The organism is Paraburkholderia rhynchosiae (genome assembly GCF_002879865.1).
Lineage (GTDB): Bacteria > Pseudomonadota > Gammaproteobacteria > Burkholderiales > Burkholderiaceae > Paraburkholderia > Paraburkholderia rhynchosiae.
The window spans coordinates 1-19,704 of the sequence record NZ_PNXY01000018.1 but is presented as its reverse complement, the minus strand read 5'-3'; the positions used below and the strand labels follow the sequence as shown (position 1 = coordinate 19,704).

The 19,704-nt window shown below is 63.4% G+C and carries 19 protein-coding genes and 1 pseudogene; 9 read left to right on the top strand and 11 right to left on the bottom strand.

The genetic code is table 11. The features are described 5' to 3' along the window. Nucleotides 1-123: 123 nt before the first annotated feature. The 3 genes from rsxB (at nucleotide 124) to C0Z16_RS23150 (ending at nucleotide 2,301) form a co-directional block, all read left to right on the top strand. Complete coding sequence (gene rsxB / locus C0Z16_RS23160; RefSeq protein WP_102634511.1) at nucleotides 124-1,044, top strand: electron transport complex subunit RsxB; 921 nt, start codon at nucleotides 124-126, stop codon at nucleotides 1,042-1,044. Between the two features lie 20 nt (nucleotides 1,045-1,064). Next, on the top strand, nucleotides 1,065-1,709 hold the full coding sequence (gene nth, locus C0Z16_RS23155; protein WP_102634411.1) for an endonuclease III: 645 nt from the start codon (nucleotides 1,065-1,067) through the stop codon (nucleotides 1,707-1,709). A gap of 157 nt (nucleotides 1,710-1,866) precedes the next feature. Then, nucleotides 1,867-2,301 (top strand): DUF1841 family protein, encoded by a 435-nt coding sequence (locus C0Z16_RS23150; protein WP_102634410.1) that lies wholly within the window; start codon nucleotides 1,867-1,869, stop codon nucleotides 2,299-2,301. 152 nt (nucleotides 2,302-2,453) lie between these two features. Here the strand turns inward: C0Z16_RS23150 and C0Z16_RS23145 are convergent, their stop codons facing one another. Both C0Z16_RS23145 and C0Z16_RS23140 read right to left on the bottom strand, forming a co-directional pair. After that, nucleotides 2,454-2,837, bottom strand: a complete 384-nt coding sequence (locus tag C0Z16_RS23145) for a c-type cytochrome (protein WP_102634409.1) — start codon at nucleotides 2,835-2,837, stop codon at nucleotides 2,454-2,456. A gap of 58 nt (nucleotides 2,838-2,895) precedes the next feature. Continuing rightward, nucleotides 2,896-3,264: a c-type cytochrome gene (locus C0Z16_RS23140; RefSeq protein WP_102634408.1), complete on the bottom strand. Its 369-nt coding sequence runs from the start codon at nucleotides 3,262-3,264 to the stop codon at nucleotides 2,896-2,898. A gap of 355 nt (nucleotides 3,265-3,619) precedes the next feature. Here C0Z16_RS23140 and C0Z16_RS23135 point away from each other — a divergent pair, with 355 nt between their 5' ends. The 5 genes from C0Z16_RS23135 to C0Z16_RS23115 all read left to right on the top strand — a co-directional run bounded on the left by C0Z16_RS23135 (nucleotide 3,620) and on the right by C0Z16_RS23115 (nucleotide 9,171). Beyond that, complete coding sequence (locus C0Z16_RS23135; RefSeq protein ID WP_102634407.1) at nucleotides 3,620-4,462, top strand: AAA family ATPase; 843 nt, start codon at nucleotides 3,620-3,622, stop codon at nucleotides 4,460-4,462. 62 nt (nucleotides 4,463-4,524) lie between these two features. Further along, the gene (locus C0Z16_RS23130; protein WP_102634406.1) at nucleotides 4,525-5,700 is read left to right on the top strand and encodes a vWA domain-containing protein; all 1,176 of its coding nucleotides are present in this window, start codon (nucleotides 4,525-4,527) and stop codon (nucleotides 5,698-5,700) included. Between the two features lie 40 nt (nucleotides 5,701-5,740). Further along, nucleotides 5,741-6,961, top strand: a complete 1,221-nt coding sequence (locus C0Z16_RS23125; RefSeq protein WP_102634405.1) for a benzoate/H(+) symporter BenE family transporter — start codon at nucleotides 5,741-5,743, stop codon at nucleotides 6,959-6,961. Between the two features lie 480 nt (nucleotides 6,962-7,441). After that, the gene (gene tal / locus C0Z16_RS23120) at nucleotides 7,442-8,395 is read left to right on the top strand and encodes a transaldolase (protein ID WP_102634404.1); all 954 of its coding nucleotides are present in this window, start codon (nucleotides 7,442-7,444) and stop codon (nucleotides 8,393-8,395) included. 359 nt (nucleotides 8,396-8,754) lie between these two features. Further along, nucleotides 8,755-9,171 (top strand): VOC family protein, encoded by a 417-nt coding sequence (locus C0Z16_RS23115; RefSeq protein ID WP_102634403.1) that lies wholly within the window; start codon nucleotides 8,755-8,757, stop codon nucleotides 9,169-9,171. A gap of 154 nt (nucleotides 9,172-9,325) precedes the next feature. Here C0Z16_RS23115 and C0Z16_RS23110 read toward each other — a convergent pair whose 3' ends face one another. From C0Z16_RS23110 to C0Z16_RS23085, 6 genes are all read right to left on the bottom strand, one after another. Next, the gene (locus tag C0Z16_RS23110) at nucleotides 9,326-10,465 is read right to left on the bottom strand and encodes an FUSC family protein (protein WP_175130717.1); all 1,140 of its coding nucleotides are present in this window, start codon (nucleotides 10,463-10,465) and stop codon (nucleotides 9,326-9,328) included. A gap of 164 nt (nucleotides 10,466-10,629) precedes the next feature. Then, complete coding sequence (gene mctP, locus C0Z16_RS23105) at nucleotides 10,630-12,180, bottom strand: monocarboxylate uptake permease MctP (protein ID WP_102634402.1); 1,551 nt, start codon at nucleotides 12,178-12,180, stop codon at nucleotides 10,630-10,632. Further along, complete coding sequence (locus C0Z16_RS23100; protein WP_102634401.1) at nucleotides 12,180-12,419, bottom strand: DUF3311 domain-containing protein; 240 nt, start codon at nucleotides 12,417-12,419, stop codon at nucleotides 12,180-12,182. Before C0Z16_RS23100 ends, mctP begins: the two co-directional genes overlap by 1 nt. A 462-nt stretch (nucleotides 12,420-12,881) precedes the next feature. After that, nucleotides 12,882-13,802 (bottom strand): class I SAM-dependent methyltransferase, encoded by a 921-nt coding sequence (locus C0Z16_RS23095; protein WP_102634400.1) that lies wholly within the window; start codon nucleotides 13,800-13,802, stop codon nucleotides 12,882-12,884. Further along, nucleotides 13,799-14,272 carry a DNA-deoxyinosine glycosylase gene (locus tag C0Z16_RS23090; protein WP_102634399.1) on the bottom strand — a complete coding sequence of 158 codons (474 nt, stop codon included), beginning with the start codon at nucleotides 14,270-14,272 and terminating at the stop codon, nucleotides 13,799-13,801. Before C0Z16_RS23090 ends, C0Z16_RS23095 begins: the two co-directional genes overlap by 4 nt. Then, nucleotides 14,272-14,982, bottom strand: coding sequence for a chorismate--pyruvate lyase family protein (locus tag C0Z16_RS23085; RefSeq protein ID WP_102634398.1), 711 nt, complete (start codon nucleotides 14,980-14,982; stop codon nucleotides 14,272-14,274). Before C0Z16_RS23085 ends, C0Z16_RS23090 begins: the two co-directional genes overlap by 1 nt. A gap of 474 nt (nucleotides 14,983-15,456) precedes the next feature. Here C0Z16_RS23085 and C0Z16_RS39600 point away from each other — a divergent pair, with 474 nt between their 5' ends. After that, nucleotides 15,457-15,735 carry an OmpA family protein gene (locus C0Z16_RS39600; protein WP_407070696.1) on the top strand — a complete coding sequence of 93 codons (279 nt, stop codon included), beginning with the start codon at nucleotides 15,457-15,459 and terminating at the stop codon, nucleotides 15,733-15,735. Between the two features lie 20 nt (nucleotides 15,736-15,755). On the opposite strand, the gene C0Z16_RS23075 is transcribed toward C0Z16_RS39600, so the two are convergent. From C0Z16_RS23075 to C0Z16_RS23060, 3 genes and pseudogenes are all read right to left on the bottom strand, one after another. Then, nucleotides 15,756-17,528 (bottom strand): tetratricopeptide repeat protein, encoded by a 1,773-nt coding sequence (locus C0Z16_RS23075; protein ID WP_102634397.1) that lies wholly within the window; start codon nucleotides 17,526-17,528, stop codon nucleotides 15,756-15,758. An 11-nt stretch (nucleotides 17,529-17,539) separates the two neighbouring features. Beyond that, complete coding sequence (locus tag C0Z16_RS23070) at nucleotides 17,540-19,441, bottom strand: hypothetical protein (RefSeq protein ID WP_244201327.1); 1,902 nt, start codon at nucleotides 19,439-19,441, stop codon at nucleotides 17,540-17,542. Between the two features lie 146 nt (nucleotides 19,442-19,587). After that, nucleotides 19,588-19,704, bottom strand: a pseudogene (locus C0Z16_RS23060) (IS5/IS1182 family transposase); the annotation flags it as partial.

Genomic DNA, 19,704 nt, shown 5'->3' with positions numbered 1-19,704 from the left:
AAAAAGCGCTTCGATTATGGCACATGGATTGCCAATGGCAATTGGGGAAATCGGCGATAATGTGGCATTTAGTTCAAGCTGTGCGGCCGCCCGCCGAGCCCCGCTTGGCCCTATATCGTGACCGTGACAGAGATCAAAACACTCGCAGATCGCATCGAAGATCTGCTTCCCCAGACGCAATGCACCAAGTGCGGTTATCCGGCCTGCCGTCCGTATGCCGAGGCTGTCGCATGCGGCGAAGCCAACTACAACCAGTGCCCGCCTGGTGGCGCCGAAGGCGTCGCGCGCCTCGCCGCCTTGCTCGGCAAACCGGTGATTCCGCTCAATTCCGCCAATGGTGTCGAAAGGCCGCGTCCGCTGGCGGTTATCGACGAACAACTGTGCATCGGCTGCACGTTGTGCATGCAGGCGTGTCCGGTCGATGCAATAGTTGGGGCACCGAAACAGATGCACACGGTGGTCGCCGAACTCTGCACAGGCTGCGACCTGTGTGTGCCGCCGTGCCCGGTCGACTGCATTTCGATGCCGCCGGTCACCGGCGAGTCGACCGGCTGGAATGCATGGAGCCAGGCGCAAGCCGACGCGGCGCGCGAGCGGCATGACCGGCGGGAGGCGCGTCTCGCGCGCGACCGTGAAGCCGCCGAGGCGCGTGCTGCGGCGCGGCGAACCGGCGGCGTGACCGCGCTTGCAACCACTGACGCGTCGTCAAACAACGTTCCCGCAGCCGCAACTTCCGCCGCATCTGCCACCTCTGTCACCGACGACGCCGACGCGAAGAAACGCGCGATCATCCAGGCCGCGCTTGAGCGTGCGCGCAAGAAGAAGGAAGAGCTGGCCGCCAAAGGCCAAGGCCCGTTGAACACCGAGCAGGTAAGCGCGGACGTGCAGGCGCAGATCGACGCGGCCGAAGCACGCCGCCGCCGTCTGGGACTCGCCGGAAAGCCCGCCGAAAAATCCACCGAAAATTCTGCCGAAAATCTCGCCGAAGACGGCGCCAAAACACAGCCGCCGCCAACACCGGCCGGCACGCGCAATCCGCGCTAACTGCTTCCGCCCCGCTCAGCATGAATGCGAATAAACGCCGCGCCATCTACGAGACGCTTCAGAGCATCAACCCGCATCCAACGACCGAACTCGAGTACACCACACCGTTCCAACTGCTGATTGCCGTGCTGCTCTCCGCGCAGGCGACGGACGTATCCGTCAACAAGGCAATGCGCAAGATGTTCCCGGTCGCCAACACGCCGAGGAAAATCCTCGAACTCGGCGAGGAAGGCGTGGCGAACTACATCAAGACAATCGGCCTGTACCGGAACAAGGCGAAGAACGTGATTGCGACTTGCCGCATTCTGCTCGACCAGTTCGGTGGCGAAGTGCCTGAGGATCGGGAAGCGCTCGAAAGCCTGCCGGGTGTCGGACGGAAAACCGCCAACGTGATTCTGAACACCGCGTTCGGCCATCCGACCATTGCCGTCGATACGCACATCTTTCGGGTTGCGAATCGAACCGGGCTGGCGCCCGGCAAAGACGTCCGCGCGGTCGAAGCGGCGCTCGATAAATTCACACCTGCCGAGTTCAAGAAGGACGCGCATCACTGGCTGATTCTGCACGGGCGCTATGTGTGCAAGGCGCGCCGGCCCGAGTGCTGGCATTGCGTGATCGAACCGCTTTGCGAGTTCCGGCCGAAAACGCCGCCGCCCGATCTGTGAACGGGTGCACCGTCAGCGTGCCACGCCGTGGGCGCGTAAAATAGTGCGTCACACGCGGCGCGCGGCGCGCGGCGACCGCGTCATAGCAGCCGCCAGTTGCGGCCCGCCTGCGCCGCGTTCTTCTCTGACACTCCCCATTCAATGCACCGGTCCCACGATGTTCAATCCCAGCCGCGACGAAGTCCGTCAATTTTTCACCCACACCTGGCGCAAGCAACGTCAGGGCGAGATTCTGACGCCGCTCGAAGCGATCGCCGCGGACTGGATCACCGAGCATCCCGAATATCACGCGGACCTGACCGATGCAGATGCGGCCCAGGCTCAGGACTACTCGCCGGAGCGCGGGCAGACTAATCCGTTCCTGCATCTGTCGATGCATCTGGCCATCAGCGAACAGTTGTCGATCGATCAGCCGCCCGGCATTCGTGCCGCGCACGAGCGTCTCGCCGCCCGGCTCGGTTCGACGCACGACGCGCAGCACGCGATCATGGAGTGCCTCGGCGAAACGATCTGGGAAGCACAGCGCACCGGTCTGCCGCCGGACACCGACGCCTATTTGCAGCGAATCGAACGGCGCGCTACACGGGACTGACGGCGGGCGACTGACGGCGCGAGACCGAAAGCGGATTGACGGCGCATCTGGCCACAAACGCACGCTTCAAAAAACACGCCCTGAAAACACAACACCCCGCCGAAGCAGGGTGTCGTTCAGTCTCACACAAACGCGCTTACGGCGCGGCGCGCTTACTTCTTCTGCACCAGATCGCCGTTCAGCGACTCGATATAAGCCGCGATGTCTTTCATGTCGCCCTGCGACAGGCTTTGCACCTGTGCCTGCATGATCGCGTTGTTGCGACCGAGGTGCGGGTTGCCGTTGCCCATCTGATATTGACGCAGCGCCCAGTAAATGTAATCGGCGTGCTGACCGGCGAGCTTCGGATATTCCGGGCTCACCGGTTTGTTGAGGTTCGCGCCATGGCATGCCGCGCAGTTGTGGCTCTCTGAGAGCACCTTGCCGTTGCCGGCGTCAGCCGCCTGCGCGACGCTCGCTGCAAGCAGAGCGAATACCGCCGCTGACGCGCATGCAGCCTTGAACGCCGTGAGGAGTGCCTGTTGGGGCTTATTCATGAATTCTCCTATCCCGCGAATTTAATAGCCGAGTGACTGGATGGATAACCGCAGCCGATCACTTGTCGGGATTGCTCTTCGATGAGGAATTTTGCGCCGCATAGTAGGCAGCGATGTCAGCGATGTCCTGATCCGATAGCGACGCGGTGATCGCGTGCATCGTTTCGAAATGGCGGTCGCCCTTCTTGTAGCCGCGCAGGGCGTTCTGGAGATACGCCTGATTCTGGCCGCCGAGCATGGGCACGCGGTAGACCTCAGGGTAAGCCGTGCGATATTCAGGGATGCCGTGGCAGCCAATACACATCGCGACCTTGCCTTGGCCCGCTTTCGCGTTGCCGACGACATCCGCTGCCTGCGCACTGGCCGCATAGCCCGCGAGCACCGACAGCGCTGCGATCACGACGTGTTTGCCGACGAATTTATTCATAGCATGTAACCTGGCTTGAAGGGAAACGGGCGCCCAAAAAGGCAACGGCCCGCGCCGTTATTCTTATTGGAGCCACGCAGGCCAAAAAAATCGGGCTAATTGTACCGCGACGCCGCGCCAAACGTCCACCGCGCGGGGCCCGCGGCGCGGCGGGCCGCCGCGGGCGGCCGTGGCGAGCGCGCGAGGTTATGGCCGCGGGCCGCGTGCGACAAGCCATTTTGCGGCCCTTTTCCCGCACGTCGCGGGGCCTGGCGGCGCTCGCGCGACCGCGGGTGGAACCTTACGCGAGCCGGTTTCAGGCCAACAGGGCTTCTGACTTATACTGGGTTTTTTTCCGCCCAACGAGCATCTCACCATGCGTTTCGAAGGCTCATCGCAGTACGTCGCCACCGACGACCTCAAACTCGCGGTCAACGCCGCGATGACGCTCAAGCGCCCGCTGTTGATCAAGGGCGAGCCCGGCACCGGCAAGACCATGCTGGCAGAAGAAGTCGCCGCCGCGCTCGGAATGCCGCTGCTGCAGTGGCATATCAAGTCCACCACCAAGGCCCAGCAGGGCCTGTATGAATACGACGCGGTGTCGCGCCTGCGCGATTCGCAACTCGGCGACGAGCGCGTGAAGGATATCCGCAACTACATCGTCAAAGGTGTGCTGTGGCAGGCGTTCGAGTCGGACGAGCAAACCGTGCTGCTGATCGACGAGATCGACAAGGCCGACATCGAGTTTCCGAACGATCTGCTGCGCGAACTCGACCGCATGGAGTTCTATGTGTACGAGACGCACGAGCTGATCCGCGCGAAACAGCGTCCACTCGTCATCATCACGTCGAACAACGAGAAGGAGCTGCCCGACGCGTTTTTGCGCCGCTGCTTTTTCCACTACATCAAGTTCCCCGATCCGGCCACGATGCAGCAGATCGTCGAGGTGCATTACCCCGGCATCAAGAAGGAACTGCTGGGCGCGGCTATGCAGAGCTTTTTCGAGTTGCGCAACGTCGCGGGTTTGAAGAAAAAGCCGTCCACGTCGGAATTGCTGGACTGGCTCAAGCTGCTGCTCGCCGAAGACATTCCGCCTGAGGCGCTGCGCTCGTCGGATCAGAAGCAGATCATTCCGCCGCTGCACGGCGCGCTGCTGAAGAACGAACAGGACGTGAGCCTGTTCGAGCGGCTGATCTTCATGAACCGCAATAATCGTTGAAGCCATGAGCCACCGCGGATGAGCGCCCCGTCCCGCGCACCCGCCGCCGCAGAGGACCCAGCATGCTGATCGACTTCTTCTACTCGCTACGCGCCGCGAAGCTGCCCGTGTCGGTGAAGGAATACCTGACGCTGCTCGAGGCGCTCAAAGCCAACGTCATCGCGCCGTCGCTCGACGAGTTCTATTACCTCGCGCGCATGACGCTCGTGAAGGACGAGCAGTACTTCGACAAGTTCGACCAGGCGTTCGGCGCGTATTTCAACGGCGTCGCGCAGACCTCGGAACTCGCATTCGATGTCCCGCTCGACTGGTTGAAAAAGAAGCTGCAACGCGATCTGTCGCCGGAAGAAAAAGCGCAGATCGAAGCCATGGGCGGCATCGATAAGCTCATGGAACGCCTGAAGCAACTGTTCGACGAACAGAAGGAGCGTCACGAAGGCGGCAACAAATGGATCGGCACGGGCGGCACCTCGCCGTTCGGCAATGGCGGCTATAACCCGGAAGGCGTGCGCATCGGCGGCGACTCGGCGGGCAACCGCACGGCAGTGAAAGTGTGGGAGGCGCGCGCCTATCGCGATTACGACGACCAGGTCGAAATCGGCACGCGCAACATCAAGGTGGCGTTACGCCGCTTGCGCCGCTTCGCGCGCGAAGGCGCGGCCGAAGAACTCGATCTGCCCGATACGATCCGCAGCACGGCCGCGAACGCCGGCTGGCTCGACTTGAAGATGGTGCCCGAGCGGCACAACAAGGTGAAGGTGCTGATGCTGCTGGACGTAGGCGGCTCGATGGACGATCACATCAAGCGCACCGAAGAGCTGTTCTCCGCCGCGAAGGCCGAGTTCAAGCACCTCGAGTTCTATTACTTCCACAACTGCGTGTACGACTTCCTGTGGAAAAACAATCGCCGCCGCCACGCGGAGCGCATGCCGACGTGGGACGTGCTGCACAAATTCACGCCCGACTACAAGCTGATCTTCGTCGGCGACGCGACGATGAGTCCCTACGAAGTGCTGCAGCCGGGCGGCTCAGTGGAATACAACAATGCCGAAGCCGGCGCCGTATGGCTGCGCCGCCTCGCCGATCACTTCCCGCATCATGCGTGGCTCAATCCCGAACCGGAAGGCTTGTGGGCCTACCGCCAGTCCGTCAGCGCGATCCGCGAAGTGCTCGGCCACCGCATGTACCCGCTCACGCTCGCCGGGCTCGAATCCGCCATGCGCATGCTGAGCAAATAGTCCGGTCACGCTCTACCCTCAACGATAAGAAAGCATTTGCATGAGCCGCTCGTCATCGCCTGAATTGTCCCCTGCCGGCGTGCCTCCTGGCCGTTTCAATCCGCTCGCGGACACGTCGCTGTCCACCATCGTCGCGGGCTTCGTCGCGATGATGACGGGCTACACCAGTTCGCTCGTGCTGATGTTCCAGGCCGGCCAGGCCGCGCATCTGACGAATGCGCAAATTTCATCGTGGATCTGGGCCTTGTCGATCGGCATGGCCGTGTGCACGATCGGGCTCTCGCTGCGTTTTCGCGCACCTATCGTGATTGCCTGGTCGACGCCCGGCGCGGCGCTGCTGGTGTCGTCGCTGCCGCATGTGGCTTACGCCGAGGCGATTGGTGCGTTTGTCGTCTGCGCGCTACTGTTGACGGTGGTCGGCCTGACAGGCTGGTTCGATACGCTGATGAAGAAAATTCCTGCGGGCATCGCCGCGGCATTGCTGGCGGGCATCCTGTTCGAGATCGGCATCGAGATATTCCGCGCTGCGCAGTTCCAGACGGCGCTCGTGCTGACGATGTTCTTCACGTACCTGATCGTCAAACGCCTCGCGCCGCGTTATGCCATTCCGATGACGCTGATCGCCGGCACCATCGCCGCAGGCGCACTCGGACTGCTGGATTTCAGTCACTTTCAGGTGGCGCTCGCGCATCCGGTGTTCACGATGCCGGCGTTCTCGCTGGCCGCCTGCATCAGCATCGGCATTCCGCTCTTCGTGGTCGCAATGGCGTCGCAGAACGTGCCGGGCATCGCCGTGCTGCGCGCGGACGGCTATGCCACGCCTTCCGCGCCGCTGATTTCGACAACCGGCATTGCGTCGCTGGTGCTGGCGCCGTTCGGCTCGCACGGCATCAACCTAGCCGCCATCACCGCGGCGATCTGCACCGGGCCGGAAGCGCATGAAAACCGCGACAAGCGCTACACAGCCGCGGTGTGGTGCGGCATCTTCTACCTGATCGCCGGCGTTTTCGGTGCAACGATTGCGGCGCTGTTCGCGGCGTTTCCGCGCGAACTGGTTGTGTCGGTCGCAGCGCTCGCGCTGTTCGGCTCGATCATGAGCGGCCTCGCCAACGCAATGCAGGACGTAAAGCAGCGCGAGGCGGCGCTGGTTACATTTATGGTGACGGCGTCGGGCTTGACGCTGCTGTCCATCGGCTCGGCGTTCTGGGGGCTAGTGGCGGGCGTGCTGACGCAAGTCGTGCTGAACGCGCGGCGGGCATGAGGGGGCGGTGGACGCGGTATGGTGCACGCCGGACGCCGCCCGGCGCGCGGCAGGCGCCGTTGCGTGATGCGGCGTTGGACGAGCGCCGTTGCATGGCGCGACGCACGGCACGGACCGTTGCGGTATGCGGCGATTCGGTGCCTTTGACGCGGCGCATGCTAAGCACCGTTGCATGGCACAGCACTCGCAAGCGCCGTTGCCTCATGCGTCGCATCTAGCGGCGCAGCCGCGCCCGCGCGCTTTAACCTGCGCGGAACCCGACGCCTCAAATCGCTGCCGAATCGCCGTGAACGGATTGCCGCTGCCAACTGTCAATACTGCATCAGACGATCCGCCATAAAATAGAAGCATCCGTCAGCGTTTCCCGGCAACATCGGGACAGTGCTGCAGCGTAACTCGCGGCCGCCGAAGACCGGTTTTTCGGTCCGGCGGCGACCTCATTCTCCTGAACCATGGCGCACGCGCCCTGAAGGCTCGAACATGACAACCGCACTCGATCAACTCAAGCAATACACCACAGTCGTGGCCGATACCGGCGACTTCCAGCAACTCGCGCAGTACAAGCCGCAGGACGCGACCACCAATCCGTCTCTGCTCCTGAAGGCCGTGCAGAAAGACGACTACCGGCCGCTGCTCGAAAAAACGGTGAAGGATCATGCGTCGAAGCCGTTGGGCGCGATCATTGACCAGTTGCTGATCGCATTCGGCACCGAAATCCTCAAGATCATCCCCGGCCGCGTGTCGACGGAAGTGGATGCGCGCCTGTCGTTCGACGTGCAGGCCTCGATCGCCAAGGGCCGCGAACTGATCGCGCTGTACAAGGACCACGGCATCGACCGCGAACGCGTGCTGATCAAACTGGCTTCCACGTGGGAAGGTGTCCGCGCGGCCGAAGTGCTGCAGAAAGAAGGCATCAACTGCAACATGACGCTGCTGTTCTCGCTCGCTCAGGCCGCGGCCTGCGCCGACGCGGGCGCGAAGCTGATCTCGCCGTTCGTCGGCCGCATTTACGACTGGTACAAGAAAAACGCCGGCAGTGCGTGGGATGAAGCGAAAGACGGCGGCGCGAACGATCCCGGCGTCCAGTCCGTGCGCCGCATTTACGCGTACTACAAAAAATTCGGCTACAAGACCGAGGTGATGGGCGCGAGCTTCCGCACGCCTGGTCAGATTCTGGAACTGGCCGGCTGCGACCTGCTGACCATCAGCCCGGATCTGCTGCAAAAGCTGCACGAAAGCACTGAAAAGGTGGAGCGCAAGCTCTCGCCGGACAGCGCGAAGGACGCGGACATCGAGCGCGTGCCGGTCGACGAAGCGTCGTTCCGCTTCCTCGTCAACGACGAAGCCATGGCGACCGAAAAGCTCGCCGAAGGCATCCGTGCGTTTGCAGCGGACGCAGTCAAGCTCGAAAAACTGATTGAAGCGCTGCGTTAAACGGCTCCAGCCGTCGACGCATGCGGCTGCAACCCGTGGCCCCGAACCTCACGGTTCGGGGCCACGGGCGGTTTACGGTGCGTTTTTATGACGGGCCGCTTGGTCTGCCCGCTTGGTCTGCCCGCTTGGTCTGCCCGCTTAGTCAGGCCGCTCAGTCAGGCCACTCAGCAAGCCCCCTTAGCAGACCTGCTGACCCGAGCCGCTGAGCCCGCTCACTGAGCCGCTGCTGCTGAGCGTCTTTTCCTCACGACACAAAGTCACAATTAGCCCAAAACCGTTGCCTAAAATGGTCAGCACGCCTGCGCTCAGTTTGCCGTCCGGCAGCGAGGTGTCACAGTTCCATATTTCGGGAGACGATGATGGAAGTTCAACCCTACGTATTTTTCAACGGCCGCTGCGAAGAAGCGCTCGATTATTACCGTCAGCACCTCGGCGCTCAAGTCACGTCCATGATGCGCTTCAGGGACGCGCCGCCCGACCAGCAAAACCAGCCGCGTGCCGGCGTCGAAGATAAGATCATGCACGCGAACGTCCAGATGGGTTCCACCCAATGGATGGCGTCCGACGGCAATTGCGATCCGGACGCCAAGCCCATGAGCGGCTTCAGTCTGTCGCTGACGGCGGACGATACGGCATCCGCGCAAAAATACTTCAACGCGCTCGCGGACGGCGGCCAGGTCGTGATGCCTTGGGGCGAGACGTTCTGGAGCAAAGGCTTCGGGATGGCAGTGGACCGCTTCGGTCTGATGTGGATGGTGACGCTGCCGCATGACTGAGCTGCGGTGAGCGGCGGTGAACTGCGGTGACAGCCGTACGAGCGGCCGGCGTTTGGCGGCGGCACCCGTAAGCGGCCTATCCGCGACGCAGGTGGCAACCAGTTCCGTCAGCCCTGCTAGCTCCAGCGACCGACAAAATCGTGCGGCACGCCGCCTACGCCTTCTGCAACATCCGCGAATGCCGTTCGATGTTCCAGTTCTGCTCAGTCTCGAGTAACAAGGCGCGCAGCCGATCCACCTGTTCCGCGAGCCGCTGCCCGAGCCAATACGGTCCTTGCAGGTCGAGCGGCAGTTTGAGAGCCGCGCCGCCGAGCGCTGGCGCGAGCGGCGACGCGGCGTGGATTCCGGCCGCCGGAATGCCAAAATGCGTCGCGCGGCCAAAACGCAGGCCACGCGCCGTCGCCAGCAAAATGGCGCGAACCTCGCGCACGTCGGCGCCGCACTGTGCGACATACCTGGCGCGCGCAGCGGCGTCGGCCTGCATCAACGGACCCGTCGCGAGCAGTTCAAGCGAACTCAACACCGAGCGATGCAGCCGCTGAATTTCCTCAAGCTTCGCTTGCGGCACGTCGATCTCCTTCGCGACCGAAGGCATCAACGAACGCAATTGCACTAGGCGCCGGTTGATTTGCAGGAAGCGTTTGATCTGCTCTTCTGCGCTGATCGTCTCGCCTTCCAGCAAGCGCGTATAGATTCGCGCGCATTCGCGCAGATTGGTCGCGAGCCCGTAGCGCCACGAATATGTCGCGTGCAGCGGCAGCGCGAATGAAAACGCCAGCGCGATCACAATGCCGATCAGCACGTTCAGCGTGCGCCAGAGGCCGACGTCGATCACATTGTCGCCATGTCCCGCGACGATGCACATTGTGATGGCCGTCAACAGCCCGATATAGCCGGACGACCCGATCGCGAACCACGCGCAGATCCCCGCGACGATCGACATCAACACGTAGGTGAGCGGCAGCGAGCCGAGCAGATTCTGCTGCAGGATCAGTAAAAGTCCGATGGACGCCCCGAGCAGCGTGCCCGCCGCCCGCTCGGCAGCCTTCTTGCGGATATTGCCGTGGTGCTGCAAACCCCCAATCACCACCAGCAGCGTCACCGACGACCAGATGCCGTGCGGAATGTCGATGCCGGTGGTGGCGAGAATCGAGAACAGCATCGCAAACCCGACACGCAGACTGTGCAGGACCTTCGCGTGTCGATAGCGGTAGTACGGCGACGTGATCGCGCGGACCATGCGGCTCACCGCCGAGCGGCGCGGAATCACGGTACGGGAATCGGCAGAAGCCATGGCGGAGCGAACGACGCTTTGGTAGACAGTCCCGCTATCGTGCCCTGGAGTGCGCCCGAAACACAAACGCCCGCAAACTTTCGTCCGCGGGCATTGTGTTTCTCGCTGTGTTTTTTAGACTTGCCAGCCGGGCCAGCCGGCCCGGCCCAGTCTCGTCGCGAGTCTTAGCTTTCGACCACGTCCAGATAATCTTCCGGACGCGTGCGGTCTTCGGCGCGCTGCATGCCGAACGCGCGCACCAGCAGGCTCACCACGACGGCCACCACCAGGTTCACGATCAGCGACCACACCGCCGCATAGCCCGGAATCGCCATACCGAACAGGTGAATCGGGAAGATCGAACTGGCGAGCTTCAGCGAAGCCGCCATCCAGGTACCGGTCGCGATACCGGCTGCCCAGCCGAGCAGCAAGCCGCGATAGTCGAGCACGCGCGTGTACAGACCGAGCACGATCGCAGGCAGCGTCTGGATGATCCAGATCCCGCCGAGCAATTGCAACTGGATCGCGTAAGTGAGCGGCAGGCCGAGAATGAACGCGACCGCGCCGACCTTGACGATCAGGGAGACCAGCTTCGCGACGTTGGTCTCCTGTTCGTGCGTCATATTGCGGTTGACGAACTCCTTGTGGATGTTGCGCGTGTACAGGTTCGCTGCCGCAATCGACATGATCGCCGCCGGCACCAGCGCGCCGATGCCGATGGCCGCGAACGCCACACCGACAAACCACGACGGGAAGAAGTGCAGGAACAGCGCCGGCACCGCGAAGTTCGGGCCGAACGCCTTGAAGTACGGCGCGAATTCCGGCATGTCCTTCACGCCCGAGGCAAGCGCCATGAAGCCGAGCAGCGCGAGCAGGCCGAGCACCAGCGAGTAAGCCGGCAGCATCGCCATATTCCGGCGGATCGTATTGCCCGACTTCGACGACAGTACCGCCGTGATCGAATGCGGGTACAGGAACAGCGCGAGCGCAGAGCCGACTGCAAGCGTCGCATACGCGCTATAGCCGTTCAGGCTCGACACGTCCGGCGCCTTCAGCAGCAATTTGGCTGGCGGCACGGCGCTGAAGATGTGGCCGAAGCCACCCAGTTGCGGCGGAATCACAATGATCGCGGCGAAGATGGTGATGTAGATCAGGATGTCCTTGACCACCGCGATCATGGCCGGCGCGCGCAGGCCCGACGTGTACGTGTACGCGGCCAGAATCGCGAACGCGATGATCAGCGGCAGATCGCCGACGAAGCCCTTCGTGTCGAAGCCGAGCGCACCGATCACCACTTCGATACCGACCAGCTGCAACGCGATGTACGGCATGGTCGCGAGGATGCCGGTCACGGCAATCGCCAGCGCGAGCATGCGGCTGCCGTAGCGTGCCGATACGAAGTCCGCCGACGTCACGTAGCCCTGACGTTTCGCGATGCTCCACAGTTTCGGGAATACGACGAACGCGAACGGATAGATCAGGATCGTGTACGGCAGCGCGAAGAAACCCGTCGCGCCCGCACCGAATACCAGCGCGGGCACGGCGATGAAGGTATATGCGGTGTAGAGATCACCACCCAGCAGAAACCACGTGACGATAGTGCCGAAGCGCCGGCCGCCCAGGCCCCACTCTTCCAGATGGGCGAGATCGCCGCGCCGCCAGTGGGCCGCGATAAAGCCGAGAATCGTGACGCCGATGAAAAACAGAACGAAGACGAAAGTTGCGATGGCGTTCATTATCGTGCGTCCCCCTGAGGACGGCCCGGCGAGCGCGTCTTGGTCTTGATGTACACGAGCGCCGTGATGACCGCGCTGATCAGCACCCAGAGGAGCTGATACCAGTAGAAGAACGGAAAGTCGAACAGCACCGGTTCAACCTTGTTGTACGACGGCACCCAGACCATGGCGATCCAGGGCAACAGCAACAGCCAGAGCCAGTGCTTGCTGGCTTTTTTCGCGTCGGCGTCGTGAGCCATGACGTCTCCTCTTACCTATTATTGAAATGTTGGCCCGTGTTCGACGGGTGGTAGATCCCCAAAGCGGAGGGCCGCCTCGCGGTAGCAAGCCCGCGGAGGATCGCCCCGCATGGGACACGAGTGCCCCGAAAAGCTTCGAAAGAGTATAGGAGCCGCGAACGTGCGGTCAAGCAGGGACGACCCGAGGCACGGCGCTGGCTGCCGGAGCCGGCGGCACGGTGTTTCAGCGGATGGGCACCGGAGATGAAGTGGCGCGGCGGATAGTCCCGCGCAGCGCGGTTCTGCTGCCTCATCGGGATTGTCGGCCTTATCGCCCTTATCGGCCTTCGAACCAGATGGGGCAACGACGAAGCGCCGCTTCAATGCCGGATAGATAGCGGCTTTGTTCCGTCGCGTGGATGCGACGGTTGCTCGTGGCGAGGCCGGACCGTGGTGGCCCGGTCTCTTCGGCGCTGACCGGAATCAGATGGCGAACGAGTCGCCTGTCTGTCCGGTCGATTCCTGCAGGCCCTTGATCCACTTGCGCGCCGGCAAGCCGAGTTCCGCCTCGATCAGCTTGGCGCGTGCTTGCAGCGCTTTGAACGGCACGTCGAGCGCGGGGCCGGAGAACGCGATCGCGATGCGGTTGCCGTCATGCACTTCCGGCAGCGCGACCACGCGGGCGTCGAACGCTTCGTTCAGCCGCTTCATATTGCGCACGAAGCTCGGATGGTCGCCGAACAGATTCACTGTGACCACGCCCGCATCCGTCAGACACGCGCGCGCCGCACGGTAAAAGCCGACGCTGTCGAGCACAGGGCCGCGCGCGGTCGCATCGTAGATGTCGATTTGCAGCGCGCCGATCGTGCCGTGGTTCGCGCGGTCGTTGACGAAGTCCCACGCATCGGTTTCGTGCACCGTGAGGCGCGCGTCGTCGTGCGGCAGGTCGAACATCGTGCGCGCGGCGACGACGACCGCCGGGTTCACTTCGACCGCCTCGACCTTCGCTCGTTTCAGGAAGCGGTGCGCGAATTTGGTCAGCGCTGCGGCGCCCAGACCGAGTTGAACGATGCGCTTCGGCGTTTCGATGAACAGCAGCCACGCCATCATTTGCTGCGCGTATTCGAGTTCGATGTGATCGGGCTTGCGCAGACGCATCGCGCCTTGCACCCATTCCGTGCCGAAATGCAGGTAGCGCACGCCGCCCTCTTCCGAGAAGGTGACGGGCGCAAAACGGGGCTTGCGCGGTGTTTCGATTTGCGGCGCGTCGTGCAGATCGCCGTCGTGTGAGTCGTACGAGACGCGTTTTTTGTTGCGCACTGCCTGGTGTTTGCCCGCGCCGTCAGCGTTACGGCCGCGGAATGCACGCGCTTCAGCCGACGCGCGCTTGATGAGTTTGGTCATGTAAGGATGTCGCGCCACATGCGCAATTTTTGGTCGAACGAGAGCATAGCATTCGCCGGACTCGACGAAGGCAATACGAGGGTCGTGTAGCCGGCCGCGCCGATCACTGGCGCGAAACGGCCCGCCGTCTTACCGTTGAAGCAGACTTTGTGCAGGCAGGGCGAGTGCTCGCGCAGCGACGCGAAGTCGTTTGGCTGCGCGTTGCGGATCGCCGCATCGAGACTGCCCTCGCGATGGCACGCGGCGAGCACGTCCCACACGCCGATGCCGTGCGAGAGCAGGCGCCGCAGCCGCTCTTCATACGCGAGTTCCGCGAGCGGTTCATCAACGACGGCGCCGAGCAGGCGCCAGAACTGGTTGCGTGGATGCGCGTAGTACTGCGTCGCGGCCAGCGACGCTTCGCCGGGAAAGCTGCCGAGAATCAGCGTATGAGTATCCGCGGCGACAACGGGAGGAAAGCCGCGCAACATCAGCGGCTCCGCTCGCCGGCCGCACGCGTTGCGGGATGCGCGCGCGATGCCGTGTGTTCGATCGGCCTGCCATGTTCGCGCATGCGCGGGTGGCCAGCGTGTGTGGCATCGGAGGTGTGTTCGCTTGAGCAGCTAACGCTGCCCGCCCTCGAGAACGACGCGAGATGCGTCCACAGCGCCGGCAAAAAGCATTCGGTGACCATGAGCGGCTCGCCATGCCGCTCGAACACCGAGCGGCGCGCCACCAGCACATGCGGCGGCGACCCGCCGACTTCACGCGCGGCCAACCGGTACAGCGGATGCCGTTCGGTCACGCGACGGCTCACCAGTGCGGAGCGCGCCACGCTGCTATCGCTATACAGCAGTTCGGCGAGCGGCCGCGTGCGCAACCGCCGCGTAGCCTGCCACACGCCCACGCTCGCGGCGAGAGGCGCAACGCTGTGCGCGGCGACAAACGGCACGTCGTCGACCGACAACACGACCTCGCGCACCCAGACGGGCACACGCACGCGAAGAGCCAGCGCGGCATGCTCATCGGCCCACGGCAACGCCACGCCTTCACGCGTGACGCGCACGGCGACCGCGCCGAGCGCGCGCAGATGCGCGGTCAGCGAACCGCCACGGGTCAACCAGTCTTTCTGCACGGCGCTAAAGCCAGGCAAGGGAGCGACGCGCCAGTGCGCGTCGGCGGCATTGAAACGGATAGGCATGGGTTCGGATTATAACGGCGCGACTGTCGGACCATTCCCCGGCCCGCACGCGCGTTTTCCGGCGGTTTGGCGTCGTCGCGGCATTGGTGCCGAAACCCTCGATCAAATTCCCGATTTCAGAAAGGTCCGATTCTCTGTCGGCAGCGACGCACGATAAAACCTTCGTGCTTTATGAGCCGGCGATTCGTCCGCTGTCGACGGACGCGCCATCTGATCTGATCTGCAAACTAATGAGAGAACAAACATGAAGAAACTTATCGGCCTTAGCGCCTGCGCAATGTCGGTGCTGCTGGTGGCAGGCTGCGCGGCGCCGCTGAACCGCGATACCGAGACGTCGTTGAACAAGGCGGTGGGCATCGAAGTCGCGCCAGTCGCAGATGGCGTAGCCGTCAAGCTGCCCGAGAAAGCGCTGTTCGATTTCGACAAATCGGAAGTGCGCGGCGATGCCAGCGCGGTCGTCGACCGATCGGCTTCTTGCTGCTCAAGCGCAGCAAGAAGCCGATCATCGTCGAAGGCTATACGGACAATATCGGCACACTCGAATACAACCAGCAACTCTCGGAAGCCCGCGCCACAGCCGTGGGTTACGCGCTCGTGGCGCGCGGCGTGACGATGGAGCGGATTCGCACGAAAGGCAACGCGTACAACAATCCGGTGGCAAGCAATGAGACGCCGGAAGGCCGCGCGCTCAACCGCCGCACCGAGATCGTCGTACGCGGCGAAACGATGGAAACATTGATGGGCAAGAAGTAAGCGCGGCCGCTTCTGGCTACTTACACTGAGGTGGCGCAAGGTTCGGATGCGCCGCGCGCATCCGGCTCATCTGCGACATACTCCCGCAGTGCTTGGGCGACCTCGGCCAGCACTGTGTCCCACTGGTTCAACTCGCGCTGTCTGAACAGTCGCATTGACGGATACCACGGACTATCAGCGCGTTCGACCACCCAGCGCCAGTCGGTAAACGTGGGCACCAGCACCCAGACCGGCGTGCCGCACGCGCCGGCCAGATGCGCGACCGCCGTGTCTACCGTGATCACGAGATCGAGCGACTGAATGATCGCCAGCGTATCGGAGAAGTTGTGAATCTCCGGTCCGAGAACATGCATATCGATGCCCTCGGACCACGCCTCGGCATCGTTCTGCACATCGCCCTTCTGCAGCGAAAACCAACGCACGCCCGGCTGCTCCAGAAGCGGCCGCCATTGCTGAAGCGGAATCGACCGGTAGCGATCGAGCACGTAAGCCGGATTGCCGGCCCATACCATGCCGACGCGTTTTCTGAACGGGCCTTGCGCACCGACGGTGCCGAGCGCCTCGACGCGGTCGCGCCAACGCTGCGCCTTCGCAGGCTCGGCGTTCAGATACGGCGCGGCAAGCGGCAACATCGACATGTCAAGGTTCATATGCGCCGGCATTCGGAGCATGCGGCACCAAAAGTCATAGGGGCCCGGCGGCACGGTGGCCCACGCCGCATGCACGCCGGCGGCTTCGCGCGCGATATCGCCGAGCGGCCCCTCGACCCAGACGTCGACCCGGGCGCCACGCCGATGCAGCCAATCGGCCATCCGCAGAAACTGGATCTGATCGCCAAGCCCCTGTTCGCCGACAAGCAGAAACCGGCAACCCAACACCCGCTCGCCTTGCCACTCCGGAAAATCCGGGCGAACGAGATCGTGATTTTCCGGCAGCGCGTCATGCCATCGGTATTGCTTCCAGCCGCGCTCGAAATCGCCGGCGCGAAGCTGCGCTGCGGCGAGGTTGAACTGCATCAGCGCGTGGTCCGGCATGAGCCGCGCGGCTTCGGCGGCGTGCACGTGCATTTGCTGGAAGTCGCCAAGCATGTTGAACGCGAACGATGCGTTGTGATGCAGCCACGCGTTGTGCGGATCGATGGCGATTCCCTGCCTCGCGACGCTGATCGCGTCGGCGAAGCGCTCGGCGCCGTTTAGCGCGAACGCCAGTTCCTGCAGTGCGGCGGCATCCGCGGCGCAGCATGCACGCAGCGTGGGCAGCAAACCGTCGATCTCCGCATCGCGGCGCGCCTTCGACAAAGCCGCGATGAGCATGGACGCGTCCGCCACGTTGGTGGAGTCGAGCGCCCAGGCGCGCAGCCAATAGTCCGCGGCATCGGCGTACTGTTTCTGTTCGGTGCTGATCTCAGCGAGCGCGCGAACCGCATGATGCAACGTGGGCTCAGAGCTGAGCGCCTGAAGATAGTGCTGCCGCGCTTCGATGAATCGCGCGGAGAGCTTCAGGCAATCCGCCAGATTCCGATGCAAGCTGGCGCTGCCACCACTCAGACTCAGCGCTCGATAGTAGAACGCTTCAGCCGCGATCCGGTCGCCGCGCAGCGCGGCGAGCAGCCCGCGATGCTCCCAGATGTCCGCGCGGTCGGGCGCGACGTTCAATGCGCGATCGAGCTGCTCGCATGCCCGGTCGAGCTTTCCATCGCGGAAGTGAGCGAGGCCCAGTTGATGCAATGCGTCGGCATTGGCATTGGCGTCGTTCGACAAAAGCTGGCCGGTTGATGAATCGGAATCGCGCATTGGTATCTCGATCAACCGTTCGCCGTGGAATGCGCGGTCACGTTAGAGTTCCCGCTGGCTGCGCGGGATGCCATCACCGCTTTCAGACGCGCCACCACGCGCTCGACCACCGGCGCCCATTGCCCCGGCTGCGGCTGCCTGAACAATTCAAGCGAGTCGTACCACAGCTGCGTCTCCTCGTTACCCCACGCCCAATGCGACACGTGGTCAAGCATCGCGAACACCGGCCGCCCTAACGCACCACCCAAATGCAGCGGCGCGCTGTCGATCGTCACGAGCGCATCCAACGCACTGAGGTGAGCAGCGGCATCGTCGAACCCGGCGTGGTAATCCGCCGTCATATCCAACACGCGATAGCCCTGCGCGTTGAACACCGCGACATCGGCCGTGCGCCCGGGCGTGAGCGAATAAAACTCGACGTCCGCGAGCGACAGCAGCGGTGCAAGCGCCGCGCGAGCAATAGAGCGCTTTTCGTCGCGACGGTGCGTCGGGCTTCCCGACCACACCAGGCCGACGTGCAGCTTCGCCTCCGGCGCCTGCTTGCACAACCGCTCGCGCCATGCGCTCAGCTTGTTTGCATCGGCGCGCAGATAAGCGTCGCCGCGCACCTGCTCCGGTTGCAGACTCAACACGAGCGGCAGGCTCATCATGGGCAGGCAGTAATCCGGCGCGCCAAGCGGACCATCTTCGATCGACACGCAGTCCTCGTAAAAGCGCGCCAGCAGCGCTTGCAACGACTTGCGCACGCAGAGCACGAGCCGGCCGCCCTCTTCACGCACGCGCGCGGCGAGTCGCGGAACGTAGCGCACCATGTGGATGTCGTCGCCGTTACCCAGTTCGCTGTGCACGACAAGCGTCTTGCCGGCGAGTGACTCGCCATGCCAGCGCGGACACAGCCGCGCCATGACGGAGACGATGTTGTTCGGCTGGCGGTCGTCGCGCGCGAGACGTGCCTCGAAACGCTTCCAGCCGCTTGCCCATGCGCCGCGCCGCAGGTCCAGATCCGCGAGATCGATAGCTGGCGTCACCGCGTGGGGATTGATCGCGAGCGCTTCACGCAGCATTGCCGCGCTTTCGTCGTAGCGCGCCTGCTCGCACAGATACAGTCCGATGGCGGCCAGCACGTCCGCGTTGCCGGGCGACGCTGCGTTCGCGGCACGCATGGTCGCCTCGGCCGCCACCGCGTAGTTGCACTGCCATTGCGCGTGGCTGAGTTGCCAGGCCATCTCGGCGTCAGCAGGATTGCGCGCCAGCGCTTCGCGGCACACGTGCTCCACCGCGGGCCAATCGCCAACCTCACGCAACGCCAATGCAAGTTGCAAGGGCAACACGGGATCGACGGCCGGGTCGAGCACATAGGCGCGCATCAGCGCGGCCCGCCGCTCCTCGCGCGCGGCGGGTCCAGCCAGCGCGTCGAGCGAAATTGCCAGCCACCATGGCGCGCGCGCGTCCTGCGGCACTTGCCGCTGATAGGCGCGCAGCATGTGCGCCGCCGCTGAATGCGCGCCGCAGTCGTTGATTAGCCAGGCCGTCCATTCGAGCGTGGCGGCGAGCGGCTGCGCGGCCACCGCCATGTCGCTGTGATGCCGCGCAACTTCGCCACGGCCAAGCACGTCGGCGAACAACGCAAGCCGGGCATGACGCACGCCGTTGGCTTCCGCTTGGGCCTGCGATGCGCTGTGATACGCCTCTTCAAAGCGCCCGGCGCTCGCATTCAGGTCAGCATGCAATTGCGACGTCACGCCTGCAGCGGCAAGCTCCGCGGCGCGCAGCACGGCGGCGTCGAAACCCTCGTCTCGCAGGATGGACCACAGAAGATGGACTGACTCGACGGGTGTTGTGAGCGTGACCAGAACGGCGGAAGTGGCGGGAGTGGCGGAAGTGGCGGAAGTGGTTATAGCGGAATCGGACATCAAGATTCACAATTTGCCGCGACGCGCGAATGCTTCAATCACGAAAGCGAATTTCGACGCAGGCGGTTTGTACATAAAGTGGCTTAAAGAATCTGATTGATTCTTCAAGCCTCCGAGTTCGAAGCACGCGAGACTAAGAGAATGTTTCAAAAAGAGTCGTCCGAGCGCTGAAGCGTTCGCCAGCAGATCAGGCAACATGCGAGTTTAAGGAGCCCTTCATGGATGTCGGCACGACGCTCATATCGAGTGCGAAGGCGGCGAAA

What these genes read in the sequence shown, in the direction of transcription:
- nth (WP_102634411.1), top strand. Translation starts at nt 1,065, where the DNA reads ATGAATGCGAATAAACGCCGCGCCATCTACGAGACGCTTCAGAGCATC.
- C0Z16_RS23150 (WP_102634410.1), top strand. Translation starts at nt 1,867, where the DNA reads ATGTTCAATCCCAGCCGCGACGAAGTCCGTCAATTTTTCACCCACACC.
- C0Z16_RS23145 (WP_102634409.1), bottom strand. Translation starts at nt 2,837, where the DNA reads ATGAATAAGCCCCAACAGGCACTCCTCACGGCGTTCAAGGCTGCATGC.
- C0Z16_RS23140 (WP_102634408.1), bottom strand. Translation starts at nt 3,264, where the DNA reads ATGAATAAATTCGTCGGCAAACACGTCGTGATCGCAGCGCTGTCGGTG.
- C0Z16_RS23135 (WP_102634407.1), top strand. Translation starts at nt 3,620, where the DNA reads ATGCGTTTCGAAGGCTCATCGCAGTACGTCGCCACCGACGACCTCAAA.
- C0Z16_RS23130 (WP_102634406.1), top strand. Translation starts at nt 4,525, where the DNA reads ATGCTGATCGACTTCTTCTACTCGCTACGCGCCGCGAAGCTGCCCGTG.
- C0Z16_RS23125 (WP_102634405.1), top strand. Translation starts at nt 5,741, where the DNA reads ATGAGCCGCTCGTCATCGCCTGAATTGTCCCCTGCCGGCGTGCCTCCT.
- tal (WP_102634404.1), top strand. Translation starts at nt 7,442, where the DNA reads ATGACAACCGCACTCGATCAACTCAAGCAATACACCACAGTCGTGGCC.
- C0Z16_RS23115 (WP_102634403.1), top strand. Translation starts at nt 8,755, where the DNA reads ATGGAAGTTCAACCCTACGTATTTTTCAACGGCCGCTGCGAAGAAGCG.
- C0Z16_RS23110 (WP_175130717.1), bottom strand. Translation starts at nt 10,465, where the DNA reads ATGGCTTCTGCCGATTCCCGTACCGTGATTCCGCGCCGCTCGGCGGTG.
- mctP (WP_102634402.1), bottom strand. Translation starts at nt 12,180, where the DNA reads ATGAACGCCATCGCAACTTTCGTCTTCGTTCTGTTTTTCATCGGCGTC.
- C0Z16_RS23100 (WP_102634401.1), bottom strand. Translation starts at nt 12,419, where the DNA reads ATGGCTCACGACGCCGACGCGAAAAAAGCCAGCAAGCACTGGCTCTGG.
- C0Z16_RS23095 (WP_102634400.1), bottom strand. Translation starts at nt 13,802, where the DNA reads ATGACCAAACTCATCAAGCGCGCGTCGGCTGAAGCGCGTGCATTCCGC.
- C0Z16_RS23090 (WP_102634399.1), bottom strand. Translation starts at nt 14,272, where the DNA reads ATGTTGCGCGGCTTTCCTCCCGTTGTCGCCGCGGATACTCATACGCTG.
- C0Z16_RS23085 (WP_102634398.1), bottom strand. Translation starts at nt 14,982, where the DNA reads ATGCCTATCCGTTTCAATGCCGCCGACGCGCACTGGCGCGTCGCTCCC.
- C0Z16_RS23075 (WP_102634397.1), bottom strand. Translation starts at nt 17,528, where the DNA reads ATGCGCGATTCCGATTCATCAACCGGCCAGCTTTTGTCGAACGACGCC.
- C0Z16_RS23070 (WP_244201327.1), bottom strand. Translation starts at nt 19,441, where the DNA reads ATGTCCGATTCCGCTATAACCACTTCCGCCACTTCCGCCACTCCCGCC.